This is a genomic window from Xanthomonas theicola (assembly GCF_014236795.1).
In the GTDB taxonomy this organism is placed as follows: Bacteria; Pseudomonadota; Gammaproteobacteria; order Xanthomonadales; family Xanthomonadaceae; genus Xanthomonas_A; species Xanthomonas_A theicola.
Window position 1 is genome coordinate 968,976 of sequence record NZ_CP049017.1, and the last position, 12,437, is coordinate 981,412.

Below are 12,437 nucleotides of genomic sequence, written 5' to 3' on the forward strand. Positions count from 1 at the left end.
GACTCCTGTGGATTGGCCGGCTCAGCTGACGCGGAGCACGTTGGCGAGCGGGGTGGTGCCCAGCCCGGTGAGATCGAGATAGATGCCGTTGGAGCCCACGCTCGCGCTTTCCACCGGGGCCTGGACGTAGGTGGACAGCGTGGTGTTGGCGCCCTTGCTGTCGGTATGCGTGGCGGCGATGCTGTATCTGCCGGCGGGCAGGCGCTTGCCGGCGGCGTCGGTGCCGTCCCAGTTGAAATTGACTTCGCCGGCCTTGCTGGCGCTGGCGCTGATCTGCTTGACCACGTTGCCGTTGGCGTCGCTGACGGCGAAGTTGACGGTGCCGGCGCTGGGCGCGGCGACCAGGCCGGTGGCGCCGCCCTCGGCGCCCAGCGGCATCGTCGCCGACGGCACCAGCACCTTGCGCCCGACCAGCGCCGCGCCGCGCAGGATCTGGTCGGAATTCATCGAGTTCGACAGCGCGGTCACGGTCTTGTTGAGATCGCCGATGCCCTGCACGGTGGACAGCTGCGCCATCTGCGAGACCATCTGGCTGTTGTCCATCGGCTTGAGCGGGTCCTGGTGCTGCAACTGCTTGGTCATCAGCTTCAGGAAGTCGGCCTGACTCAACGTCGACGACTTGGAGGTGGTGGTGGTGGCGCTGGAGGCGGTCAATCCGAGGCTGGAATAGATATCGCTGGAAACGGTGCTCATCAGTACGTCCTGGGCCGTGAGGCGGCGGTAGGGAGAAAGGGCGCTCAGCGGCCCATGGTCAGGGTGGCCAACGCCAGTTCCTTGGCGGTATTGAGGACTTCCACGCCTGCCTGATAGTTGCGCGAGGCGGAGATCAGGTTGACCATCTGCGACACCGGGTCCACGTCCGGCGAGTAGATGTAGCCGTCGGCATCGGCGAGTGGATGCCCGGGCTCGTAGCGCTTGAGCGGCGGATCCTTGCTCTGGGTGATTTCCTTGACGTTGACCGCGGTCAGGCTGCTGTCGTGCGGGTTGCGTACGGCCTGGAAGATCGGTTCGATCGGCTTGTAGGCGGCCTCGGCCGAACCGGCCACCGAGTCGGCGTTGGCCAGGTTGCTGGCGATGGTGCTCAGCCGGACCGACTGCGCCTGCAGCGCAGAACCGGCGACATCGAAGATCGGCAGATTGCTCATGCTTATTGGCCCGTGATCGCGGTGAGCATGCCGCGCACCTTGGATTCGACGAAGCTCAGCGAGGCGCGGTACTCCAGCGCGGCGCGGCCGTAGGCGGCGCGTTCGGTATCCGCATCGACGGTATTGCCGTCGAGGCTGGGCTGGTTGGCCTCGCGGGTGACCTGAAACGGATTCAGGCCGGTGCTGCCGCCGACCGCGATGTGGCGGCTGTCGGTGACGGCCATCTGGCTGCCGTCGCGCTGGCCCTGCGCGGCGCGCATCGCCGCGTCGAAGTCCAGGTCCTGGGCCTTGTAGCCGGGCGTGTCGACGTTGCTGAGGTTGCTGGCGATCAGCTTCATCCGTTGCTCGCGCAGCGGCAGGGCGTCGCCGTGGACACCTAGGAAGGATGAAATCGGATTGGTCATGGCACGCTCCCGCGGATCGTTGCAGGGAGACAGGCAAGGCCTGTGCCAAAACCGGGGGCGTGGGGGCCGCGCGCCGCGCGAGGATCGCCTCCGCCATGGTGGGGGAGGCAGGCGGCCAGGCCGCCGGCGTCGCGCCGGGGGCCGCGGAACCTAGGCGGCCTGGGCTTCTGCGACCACCCGCAGCCGCGCCAGCACGTAGTCGGCCAGTTCGTGCGGGCTGTACTTGGCGACGAAGGCGTTGGCGCCGACGCGTTCGACCATGGCGTTGTTGAACACGCCCGACAACGAGGTGTGCAGCAGCACGTACAGGCCGGCCAGACCGGGATGGCGGCGGATTTCCGTCGTCAGCGTATAGCCGTCCATCGCCGGCATCTCGATGTCGGAGATCACCATGGCATAGCGGTCGGCCGGGTTCTCGCCGCTGGCCTGGATCTGCAGGAGATGGTCCAACGCCTGGCGGCCGTCGGACAGCAGGGTGGCGCCGACCCCAAGCTGGTCGAGTACGCTGCGGATCTGTTGCCGCGCCACCCGCGAGTCGTCCACCACCAGCACCTGCAGCTGCGAGCCGGTGAGCGCCAGCGCGGGGTCGATCTGCGCCTCGACCCGGGTCTGGGCGATGTCGGCGAGCACGCTTTCCACGTCGATGACCTGGATCAGCTCGCCCTGGAAGCGGGTCACCGCGGTCAGGTAGCTGGACTCGGCGCCCAGTTCCGGCGGCGGGTGGATGTCCTCCACCGCGATGTTGACGATGCGCTCCACGCCGCTGACCAGGAACCCCTGCACCGAGCGGTTGAACTCGGTGACCACCAGGTAGCCGGGCGCCTTGTCGGCATGCGGTTCGCGTTCCGGGTGGCCGATCGCCAGGCCCAGGTCGAGCACCGGCACAGAGCGGCCACGCACATCGGCGACGCCGGAGAATTGCAGTGGCAGCCCCGGCACCTGGAACAGCTCCGGCCGGCGCAGCACTTCCTGCACCTTGAAGACGTTCACGCCAAAAAGCTGACGACCGCCCAGCCGGAACAGCAGCAGGGCAAGCCGGTTGTGGCCCGCCAAGCGGGTGCGCTGGTCGATTCGGTTGAGCAGGTCATGAGACATGGCGTTCATATCGGCGCCTGCGCGGCGGAACTTGAGCCCCTGTTGGCGCAAACGCCGCCGCGCCGCGCGCCGCGTCTGCGGCCGATGCACGCTGCACTGGAAACAGCCCGCTGCGCGGCATGGCCACCGGCCACGCGCATGGTGGCACAGGCTTTGCTTGCAGCTGCCCACATCACCATCCTTCAAAGAGACGGCCATGCGCCTGATCCTGCTAGTGGTTCTCGCGACGGCCGTGCCGGCCCGGGCCGCGGATTTCCAATCGGTGGACTCGATCCGCGCCGCAGCGCTGTCCACCATCGGCCCCGACGCCGAGGCCGAGGCGACGTTGGATCCGTCGGTGCGCGTGCCGCTGTGCCCGGCGCCGCTGCAGGCGCAGCCCACCGGCACCACCACGGTGGAAGTGAGCTGCCCGCGCGAGGCCGGCTGGCGCCTGTTCGTGCCGGTCAAGGTGCGACGCCTGCAGAACGTCTTGGTGCTGAGCCGCGGCCTGGCCGCTGGAGAAACCCTCGGCGCTGCCGATATGGTGTCCGAGAAGCGCGACGCGGCGCGGATCGTCGGTGCGGCGATGACCGACCCGGCGGCGGCGATCGGCAAGGTGGCGCGGCGCACGCTGTCGGCAGGAAGCCTGCTGACGGCCAGCGACCTGATCGCGCAGCGGTTGGTGCGGCGCGGCGACAATGTGGCACTGGTGGCACGCAACGGAAGCCTGGAAGTGCGCATGGCCGGTCGCGCGCTCGGCGACGCTGGCGAAAACGAGCGGGTGTCCGTCGAGAACCTGTCGTCGCGTCGTGTCGTTCAGGGAACGGTGTCGCAAAACGGCGACGTTTTTGTGACGCGGTGAGATCCGGGCTAAAGTCTCCTGCCGCAACGCCGTTAACCTTATCGAACCCGCAGCAGGATTTCGTCATGAGCCAGAAAATTGAAGGGAATTCGCCCACCCCGGCCACCCTTCGTCCTTCGTCCGTGAACACCAAGGCCGCATCCGCCGCGTCCGAGGATGGCAAGACGCGCGCGGTCAACGCCGCGGCCGCCTCCGACAGCCTGAGCCTGACCGGCGAAGCGTCGGGCCTGCAGACCCTGCAACGCCAGCTGGCGGCAGCGCCGGCGGTGGACAGCAACCGGGTCGAGTCGGTGCGCAGTTCGCTGCAGGGCGGCAGCTACAAGATCGACCCGGACGCGATCGCCAACCGCATGCTCGCCATGGATCAGCAGCTCAGCGCATGAACATGCCCGTGACCAACCTCTTGCAACAGCTCAGCGACGCGCTCGCCGGCGAACGGCAGGCCTTGTTGGATCACAACGTGGAACGGCTGATGCAGGCGACCAGCGACAAGCTGGACGCGCTGCGCGCGCTGGAGGCCGACGTACCGGCCGGCGCCGAGGCCGAATCGCAGTTGCGCGAACTGGCCGACGCCAACCGCGCCAACGGCGCGCTGCTGTCGCGACGGCGGCGCGAGGTCAACTGGGCCCTGCGCCACCTAGGCCGCAGCGAGAGCGCGCCGTCCTACGACGCCCACGGCCAGTCCAGCACGTTGCGGACCAGCCGCCCGCTGGCGATCGCCTGACCATTCCGCGCCGGCCGCGTGCCGGCGTCGCGCACGCGGCGGCGGCATCGGCGTATGATTGAGCGCCCGCTCGTCACCCATCTGCTTTCGTGAATTCCGCCGATCCCGATTCCAGCGATCCGGTGCCCTTGCCCTCGCGCAAGAGCCTGCTCGCCCTGAGCGAACTGATGTACGAAGGACTGCTGCTGTTCCGCGCCGATGGCCGCCTGCTGCTGGCCAACAGCGCCGCGCGCGCGCACCTGTGCCGTCCCGAGACCGGCGATGACGGCCAGGCGCTGGGTGAACGCCTGGCGCAATGGCTGCCCGGCGATGCGCTGTCGCAGGCGCGCAGCAGCGGCCGCTGGAGCGGCAGCCTGCCGACCGAGGAACATGTGGTGCTGGCGCACCTGTATTTTCATGCCGACCGCGACGACGGCCATTACCTGGTGCTGATCCAGGGCATCGAAGGCCAGCAGGACTACGAGCAGGAACTGCAGCAGCGCCATGCCGAACTGCGCCAGGCCTATCTGCGCCTCAACGGCGCGCAGGAAAAGCTGCTGCAATCGGAGAAGATGGCCTCCATCGGCCAGCTCGCCGCCGGCGTCGCGCACGAGATCAACAACCCGATCGGCTACGTGCACTCCAACCTGGGCAGCCTGCAGGAATACCTGCGCAGCCTGTTCACCCTGATCGAGGCCTACGAGCGCGCGTTGCGCGCGTCCGATCCGAAGGCGCTGATCCCGGAGATCGACGACATCCGCACCCGCTTCGACATCGACTTCATCAGCCGCGACCTGCCGCAGCTGATGGCCGAATCGCGCGAGGGCATCGAGCGGGTGACGCGCATCGTGCGCGACCTGAAGGATTTTTCGTATTCCGGCCGCGAGGAATCGTGGAAGCTGGTCGATCTGCACGCCGGGCTCGAGTCCACGATCAACATCATCTGGAACGAACTCAAGTACAAGGTCACCCTGGACCGCCGCTACGGCAACCTGCCGCTGGTCGAGTGTCTGCCGTCCGAGCTCAACCAGGTGTACATGAACCTGCTGCTCAACGCCGGCCAGGCGATCGGCGAGCGCGGCACCATCGCGGTCAGCACCGGCCAGGATGGTGAGGACGTGTGGATCGAGTTCAAGGACTCCGGCGCCGGCATCCCGGCGGACCTGCTGCAGCGCATCTTCGACCCGTTCTTCACCACCAAGCCGGTCGGCAGCGGCACCGGCCTGGGCCTGTCGATCTCCTACGGCATCATCAACAAGCACCACGGCCGCATCGACGCGGCCAGCACCGTCGGCGAAGGCTCCAGCTTTCGCATCGTGATTCCTGTACGGCAGCCGAAGTGAAGCCGGGACCGGGGACCGGGGACCCGGAAGAGCGGCGCTCCTGGCGCGCAGGCGCTGCTGCGCCGTTGCCCTTACGCTTTTCCGGGTCCCCAGTCCCCGGTCCCCAGTCCCGGCCTCACATCTGCCCATCCCGCCGCTGCTCGTCATGCGTGCGGAACGCCTGGCGGATGTGCTCGCGCAGTTCGTCGTCGTTCCACGGTTTGGTCAGGAAGCGGTAGATCGCGCCGCGGTTGATCGCGTCGGTGACCGTGGCCAGGTCGGTGTAGCCGGACAGCACCAGGCGGATGGTGTCGGGGTAGAGCATCTTCACCCGGCCCAGGAACTCGGTGCCGCTCATGTCGGACATGCGCTGGTCGGACAGGATCACCTGCACGTCGTTGGTGGCGAGCAGGTCGAAGGCGTCGCGCACGTTGCCGGCGGCCAGGATCCGGTAGCCGTCGCGGCGGAACAGGCGCACCAGCGAGCGCAGCACGTTCTCTTCGTCGTCGAGCAGCAGCAACGTGCGGTTGGGGCGGGTTTCGGTGAACGACTCCGGACGCAGGTAGCGGCGCCGCAGCGCCATGCCCGCGGCCTCGGCCGACATCGGCTCGCCGAACAGGTAGCCCTGGAAGATGTCGCAGTCGTTGCGGCGCAGGAAGCCCAGCTGCGCCTGCGACTCCACGCCGTTGGCGATCACCACCATGCCCAGCTGGTGGCCCATGGCGATGATGGCGCGGGCGATCGCCGCCTCGCGGTTGCCGGCCGGCGCGCTCTTGATGAAGCTGCGGTCGATCTTCAGCTTGTCCACCGGATAGCGCACCAGCGCGCTGAGGCTGGAATCGCCTGTGCCGAAATTGTCCAGGCTCAGGCTGATGCCTTCGCGGCACAGGTTGGCCAGGGTCTCGTGGACGAAGTTGACGTTGTTGGTCAGCGCGCTCTCGTTGATCTCCAGCACCATCATCTGCGGCGGCACGCCGGCCGCCTGCAGCGCCGACATCACTTCGTTGAAGAAGGTCGGGCGCAGCAACTGCAGGGTGGAGACGTTGACCGCGATGGTGAAGTCGTCGAATCCCTGGTCGCGCCACAAGCGCGCCTGGCGCAGTGCACCCTCCAGCACCCAGGTGCCGATCTGCACGATCACCCCCAGGCGCTCGGCGGTGCGCATGAAACGCTCCGGCACCAGGATGCCCAGGGTCGGCGACTGCCAGCGCAGCAGCGATTCCATGCCGACCACGCGGCCGTCGCGGGCGCTGACCATCGGCTGGTAGCGCAGGCGCAGCTCGCCGTTGGGGATCGCATCGACGATCTGCCGCGAGATGATGCTCTCGCTGTGCGCGCTGGGCGGGCCGTCGGCCGCGTACAGGCGCACCATGTTGCCGCCCTCGCGCGCGGCCTGGTAGACGGCGTCCTCGGCGTAGTCGAGCAGCGTGGACAGGTGCGCGGAGTGTTCCGGGCACAGGCTCGCGCCGATCTTGCCGGTCATGAACAAGGTGTACGGCAGCACCGACAGCGGCAGCTCGATCTGCTGCCGGATCTCCTCGGCGAAGGCTTCCGGCGGCGGTACGTCGGCGGTGCGCGGCACCGCCATGATCAGTTCGTCGCTGCCATGGCGCCACAGCAGGCCGCGCCCGCGCAGGTGCGCCTGCAGCCGCTGCGCCAGCAGCGCCAGCGCGTGGTCGCCGACTTCCGCGTTCATGTTCTCGTTGATCGAGGCGAAGTGGTCGATGTCGATGTGCAGCAGCATCACCCCCGGCCCGCCGGCCAGCGCCTCGGCGATCATGCCGATCAGTGCAGGATGGCCAGCGCCCAGCCGCGACGGCAGGGCGTCGTCCAGTGGCGCGGAGACTGTGGGATTCCACATCGTTTCAGGGTCCAGGTGGATGGGACGGCGTCGCCGCCATCGTGTAGGGCAGACACAGCGTCACCCGGGTGCCCGCGCCCGGCGCGGTGTCGATCTGCAGGGTACCGCCTGCGCTCTGCGCGCGCTCGCGCATCACGATCAGGCCCAGCCCGCGCGGCCCGGCCGGATCGAAGCCGTCGCCGTCGTCGATCACCTCCAGGCGCAGCCGCCGGTGCCGCTCGTCGCTCAGTGTCATCCGTACTTCGCCGGCGCAGGCATGGCGCAGCACGTTGGTCAGGCTCTCCTGGGCGATGCGGAAGCAGGCCTGCTCGACCTCGCCGCTGGGCCGCGCGGGCAAGGCCGCGATGTCCAGTTGCAGACGCACCGGCGAGGCGCGGAACAGCATGCCGGCCTGCCAGCGCAGTGCCGCCTCCAGGCCGAGCGCATCCAACTGCGGCGGGCGCAGCAGGGTGGAGAGGTTGCGCAGCTTGGTGATGCTGCTGTCGGCCAGTTGCACGATCTCGTTCAGGTCCTCGCGGCGGCGCGCGGCGTCGGATTCGTCCAGTGCCGCGTGCGCGGACAGCTTCATGGCGGTGATCGCCTGACCGATGTCGTCGTGCAGGTCGCGCGAGATCGCGCGACGCTCGTCCTCCTGCAGCGAGAACAGCCGCCGCGCCATCGCCTGCAGTTCGCGGTTGCTCAGCGCCAGCGCGTCGCGCATGCGCTCGGGCTCGCTCAGGTCGCGCACGATCAGCAGCTTGCAGTCGCGGCCGCTGTAGCGCACCGTGCCGAACGACAGCCCGGCATGGAACAGCGAACCGTCGCGGCGGCGCATGCGCGCGGGCGTGCCGCGTTCGCCCTTGTCGCCGGCATCGCGCATCTGCTCGCGCACCTGCTGCAGGTCGTTGCGATGGACCAGGCCCTGCAGCGGTTCGCCGAGCAGGTTTTCGCCCTCGTAGCCGAACTGCCCGGCGCAGGCCGCGTTGGCGTACAGCACATGGTCGCGGTGCAGGATCGCCACCCCGTCCGGCAGCACCCGCACCAGTTCGCGGAACTGGTCCTCGCGCTCGTGCAGCAGGCGCCGCGAGCGTTCGTGCTCGGTCACGTCCTGCAGGGTGCCGCGCACGCAGGCCGCACCGGCGTCGTCGCGGGCCGATTCGGCGCGCAGGTGCAGCATGCGCGCCTGGCCGTCGGCCGCCAGCACCGGCAGCAGCATGTCCACATGTACCGGTGCGGCGCCGCACAGCTCCTCGAACATGCGCTGGATGCGCCCCTGCGATGCCAGGTCGGCGGGTACCAGCAGTTCTTCCAGGCGATGCAGGCGCGGCTGCTCGGGCACGCGCCGGCCGAGCATCCGGTAGACCTGGTCGGAATAGCCGCCCAGGCCGCTGGCCGGGTCCAGTTGCCAGGACCCGAGGCGGGCGATGGCCTGCGCTTCTTGCAGCCGCTGCAAGGCCTGGTCGCGGCGCTGCTGCGCCTCGTGCTCGGCGCTGCGGTCGTTGACCACCACCAGCCGCGCGTCCCGGCCGCGGTAGTCCAGCCGGGTGCTGCGCGCCTCGACCATGCGCTGGCTGTCGTCGCGCAGGCGCAGCGGGCCGGCCACCACGCAGACCTTGGACGGGGTGTCGCGGATCGCCTGGATCACCGCGTCCAGGTCCTCCAGCGCGCCCGGCGGCCATAGCCGGTCCAACTGCAACCCGACGAATTCGTCGTGCAGCCAGCCGAAGAAGGTGACCGCAGCCGGATTGACATCGACGACCCGCAGTGTTTCCATGTCGTAGACAAGCATCGGGCTGGGGTTGGCCTGGAACATCTGCCGGTAGTCGGCCTCGGACAGCGCCAGCCGCGCATGGGCCTGCACCGTGCCGCGCACCAGCGGGCGCAGCAGGCAATACAGGGCAACGGCGGTCAGCAGCAGGAACGCCACATCGTTGGCCACGTGCAGCATGGCCAGCGTTCGCGGGTTGTCCACGAATCGGGCCAGGAGCAGGTCGCTGCCCAAGGACCAGGCCAGGGCGACCAGCAGGTACAGCAACGCCGCCCGCCAGATGCCGCGATCCAGCCGCTGCGCCAGGCGCATGTCCGACGATGGGTGGGCGTTCGGGAAAATATCGAAATGTGGTTCCATGCCCGACAGCCTGGTGCGGCGGTAATCGTCCATTGCCATCTTAGCGGCAAGCGATCGCCGCGGCCCAGCGCGGCCGGCAGCGTGCTCAATTAATGCCGCCGGGTGCCGTTATCACTTTCGTCCGCCGGCCTCAGCGCGGTTGAAACGGAGCACATCGGCGTGGATCAGGGCGTCATCGCAAGCTTGCTGCAGCACCCGCTCACCTCGGCTGTGGTCCTGCTGGACGCAGAAGGGCGGCCGCTGGCCGCGAACCGGGCGGCGCAGGCGCTGGATCTGCCGCGTACCGTGGAGGCGTACGCCGACCTGCTGCGCGACGTGCGCGAGCGCTTGCTCGGCGGCGAAGACATGCTCGCCTGCGCGCTGCCCGGCACCGCGGGGCGGCGCCTGGACGGGTGGCTGCGCGCGGTGCGCGACGACGCCGGCGCGCTGCTGGCCTACACCCTGAGCGTGCCCGAGCCGATCGACAGCGACGGCGCCACGCGCTGGGAAATCGCCCTGGACAGTGCCGAACACGGCCTGTGGGACTGGGATATCCCCAGCGACACGATCTTCCGTTCCGAGCGCTGGAAGCAGATGCTCGGCTACGCGGGCGAGGCGCCGCACTACGGTCTCAACACGCTGCTGTCGCTGGTGCACGGCGACGACCAGGCGCACCTGCGCGAGGCGATCCGCGCTCACTTCGAGGGCCGCACCCCGACCTATGTCTGCGAATTCAGGCTGCGCCAGCAGGACGGCCAGTGGCGCTGGATCCTGGACCGCGGCCGCATCGTCGCGCGCACCGCCGACGGCAGCCCGCTGCGCATGGTCGGCACGCACACCGACATCCACGAGCAGAAGCTGCTCGAGCAGCGCCTGCGCGACCAGCAGACCCTGCTGCGCGAGGCGCAGCGCATGACCCGCATGGGCAGCTGGTCGTGGGGTGCGTCGCGCAACCGGATCTGGTGGTCGCGCGAATTCCTGCGCGTGACCGGCCTGTCCGAGGACCAAATGCCCACCAACCGCGGCTGGCTGCGCTTGCTCAGCCGGGAGTCGGCGGCGAAGGTGATCTCGATCGTGCGGCGCATGCAGGGCGACGGCAAGCAGGCCAACTTCGAGGTCGAGCTGGTACGCCGCAGCGAGTCGCCGCTGCATCTGCGGGTCTGGGCGCAACCGCAATTGGATGCCGACGGCCGCATCCAGCGCGTGCTCGGCCAGGTGCAGAACATCACCGAGCAGCGCCAGACCGACGCGCTGATCCGCTGGCGCACCGAGCTGCTGAACCGCGTCTCGGCGCTGGGCAAGATCGGCGGCTGCGAGATCGAGGTCGGCACCCGGCGCATGCAGTGGACCGAGGAATGCTATCGCATCCATGGCCTGCGCAAGGAGAGCATCGGCCTGGACCAGGCGCTGGCCCTGTACACCCAGGATTCGCGCGACGCGTTCGAGGCGGCGCTGGCGCGGATCGCCCATGGTGGGTTGCCGGAGCAACTGGACCTGTGCTTCCACCGGCCGTCCGGGCACCGGATCTGGGTGCAGGCGCTGATCGAACTGGACGACCGCGAAGGCTTGCCGCCGCGCTTCGTGGTGCTGTTCCGCGACATCACTCGCGAGCGCGAGGCCAGCGAGCGCATCGAGCTGCTGGCCCACTACGACTTGCTGACCGGGTTGCCGAACCGGCAGTTGCTGCGCGAGCAGGCGGAAACGGCGATGCGCGAGGCAGTGGAGCGTGGCAACACGCTGGCGATGCTGTTCGTGGACCTGGACGGATTCAAGAGCATCAACGATTCCTTCGGCCACGCCACCGGCGATGTGCTGCTGAAGCTGGCGGCGGTGCGCATACACCAGCAACTGCGCACCAGCGACCTGTTCGGACGCTTCAGCGGCGACGAGTTCGTGGTGGTGCTGCGCGACCTGGCCGAGCCCGGCGACGCCGGCCACGTGGCGCGCAAGCTGATCGCGGCGCTGGCCGAACCGCTGCACAACGGCGAGAACGTGATCAAGATCGGCGCCAGCATCGGCATCGCCTTGATGGAGAAGGGGCGCCAGGATTTCGACAGCCTGCTGCGCGCTGCCGACGCGGCGATGTACGCGGCCAAGGAATCCGGCCGCAATACCTGCTGCTACTACAGCCAGGATGTGCTGCTGCGCGCGCAGCGGCGCCTGGAGATCGAGCATGCGCTGCACGGCGCGCTGGACCGCGAGGAGTTCTCGCTGGTGTACCAGCCGCTGGTGCACGCGGCCGGCGAACGCGCGCCGGCGGTGGAGGCGCTGCTGCGCTGGCATCGCCCCGGCCATGGCCATTGCAATCCGGCCGAGTTCATTCCCATCGCCGAGGAATGCGGCGAGATCGTGCGCCTGGGCGACTGGGTGATCAACGAGGCCTGCCGCCAGGCCGCGGCCTGGGATGCGGCGGGGTTGCACTTCGACCGCGTGTCGGTGAACGTGTCGGCGATGCAACTGCGCGACCGCGGCTTCGCCGAGCGGGTGATCGAACTGTGCCAGCGCAACGGCTGGTCGCCGAAGCGGCTGGAACTGGAACTGACTGAGTCGGCGCTGATCCGCGACAGCGAATCGCTGCGCCGCTGCTTCGAATTGTTCGAGCAGGAAGGCGTGCTGTTGGCGGTGGACGACTTCGGCACCGGCTTCTCCAACCTGCATTACCTCAACCGTTTCCCGGTGCAGCGGCTGAAGATCGACCGCAGCTTCGTGCAGGACATGCTGCACGACAGCGGTACCGCCAAGGTCACCCAGGCGATCGTGCAGCTGGGCCACGTGCTGGGCATGCAGGTGGTGGCCGAGGGCGTGGAGACGGTGCAGGAAGAGACCCTGCTGCGCGAACAGGGCTGCGACGAGATCCAGGGCTATCTGCACTCGCGGCCGCTGCCGCCGCGCGAGCTTGCGGCATGGCTGCGCTCGCGCCAGAACGCGCTGCCGGCGCCGCCGCAGTTGGTGCTTGCTGGGCAGTGAATGCGCGCCGCCG

At 68.8% G+C, this 12,437-nt stretch carries 11 protein-coding genes; 5 read left to right on the forward strand and 6 right to left on the reverse strand.

All coding sequences use genetic code 11. From position 1 onward, the window contains the following. Positions 1-21 precede the first annotated feature (21 nt). The 4 genes from G4Q83_RS04250 to G4Q83_RS04265 all read right to left on the reverse strand — a co-directional run bounded on the left by G4Q83_RS04250 (position 22) and on the right by G4Q83_RS04265 (position 2,644). Positions 22-693: a flagellar hook capping FlgD N-terminal domain-containing protein gene (locus G4Q83_RS04250; protein WP_128420578.1), complete on the reverse strand. Its 672-nt coding sequence runs from the start codon at positions 691-693 to the stop codon at positions 22-24. A gap of 44 nt (positions 694-737) precedes the next feature. After that, positions 738-1,145 (reverse strand): flagellar basal body rod protein FlgC, encoded by a 408-nt coding sequence (flgC, locus tag G4Q83_RS04255; RefSeq protein ID WP_128420577.1) that lies wholly within the window; start codon positions 1,143-1,145, stop codon positions 738-740. A gap of 2 nt (positions 1,146-1,147) precedes the next feature. Then, complete coding sequence (gene flgB, locus G4Q83_RS04260) at positions 1,148-1,549, reverse strand: flagellar basal body rod protein FlgB (RefSeq protein ID WP_128420576.1); 402 nt, start codon at positions 1,547-1,549, stop codon at positions 1,148-1,150. 150 nt (positions 1,550-1,699) lie between these two features. After that, positions 1,700-2,644 carry a chemotaxis protein gene (locus G4Q83_RS04265; RefSeq protein ID WP_128420575.1) on the reverse strand — a complete coding sequence of 315 codons (945 nt, stop codon included), beginning with the start codon at positions 2,642-2,644 and terminating at the stop codon, positions 1,700-1,702. 196 nt (positions 2,645-2,840) lie between these two features. Here G4Q83_RS04265 and flgA point away from each other — a divergent pair, with 196 nt between their 5' ends. The 4 genes from flgA to G4Q83_RS04285 all read left to right on the forward strand — a co-directional run bounded on the left by flgA (position 2,841) and on the right by G4Q83_RS04285 (position 5,531). After that, on the forward strand, positions 2,841-3,485 hold the full coding sequence (gene flgA / locus G4Q83_RS04270) for a flagellar basal body P-ring formation chaperone FlgA (RefSeq protein ID WP_128420574.1): 645 nt from the start codon (positions 2,841-2,843) through the stop codon (positions 3,483-3,485). Positions 3,486-3,550: 65 nt separating this feature from the next. Then, complete coding sequence (gene flgM, locus G4Q83_RS04275) at positions 3,551-3,868, forward strand: flagellar biosynthesis anti-sigma factor FlgM (RefSeq protein WP_128420573.1); 318 nt, start codon at positions 3,551-3,553, stop codon at positions 3,866-3,868. A gap of 2 nt (positions 3,869-3,870) precedes the next feature. Next, positions 3,871-4,209 (forward strand): flagellar protein FlgN, encoded by a 339-nt coding sequence (locus G4Q83_RS04280; RefSeq protein WP_386273504.1) that lies wholly within the window; start codon positions 3,871-3,873, stop codon positions 4,207-4,209. A 167-nt stretch (positions 4,210-4,376) separates the two neighbouring features. Then, positions 4,377-5,531: an ATP-binding protein gene (locus G4Q83_RS04285; protein ID WP_246432366.1), complete on the forward strand. Its 1,155-nt coding sequence runs from the start codon at positions 4,377-4,379 to the stop codon at positions 5,529-5,531. A 115-nt stretch (positions 5,532-5,646) separates the two neighbouring features. Here the strand turns inward: G4Q83_RS04285 and G4Q83_RS04290 are convergent, their stop codons facing one another. After that, on the reverse strand, positions 5,647-7,371 hold the full coding sequence (locus G4Q83_RS04290; RefSeq protein WP_128420570.1) for an EAL domain-containing protein: 1,725 nt from the start codon (positions 7,369-7,371) through the stop codon (positions 5,647-5,649). Positions 7,372-7,375: 4 nt separating this feature from the next. After that, the gene (locus G4Q83_RS04295) at positions 7,376-9,478 is read right to left on the reverse strand and encodes a PAS domain-containing sensor histidine kinase (RefSeq protein WP_246432277.1); all 2,103 of its coding nucleotides are present in this window, start codon (positions 9,476-9,478) and stop codon (positions 7,376-7,378) included. Between the two features lie 159 nt (positions 9,479-9,637). On the opposite strand from G4Q83_RS04295, the gene G4Q83_RS04300 reads away from it, so the two are divergent. Further along, entirely contained in the window at positions 9,638-12,424 is a 2,787-nt protein-coding gene (locus tag G4Q83_RS04300) for a sensor domain-containing protein (RefSeq protein WP_128420569.1), read from the forward strand. Positions 12,425-12,437 lie beyond the last annotated feature (13 nt).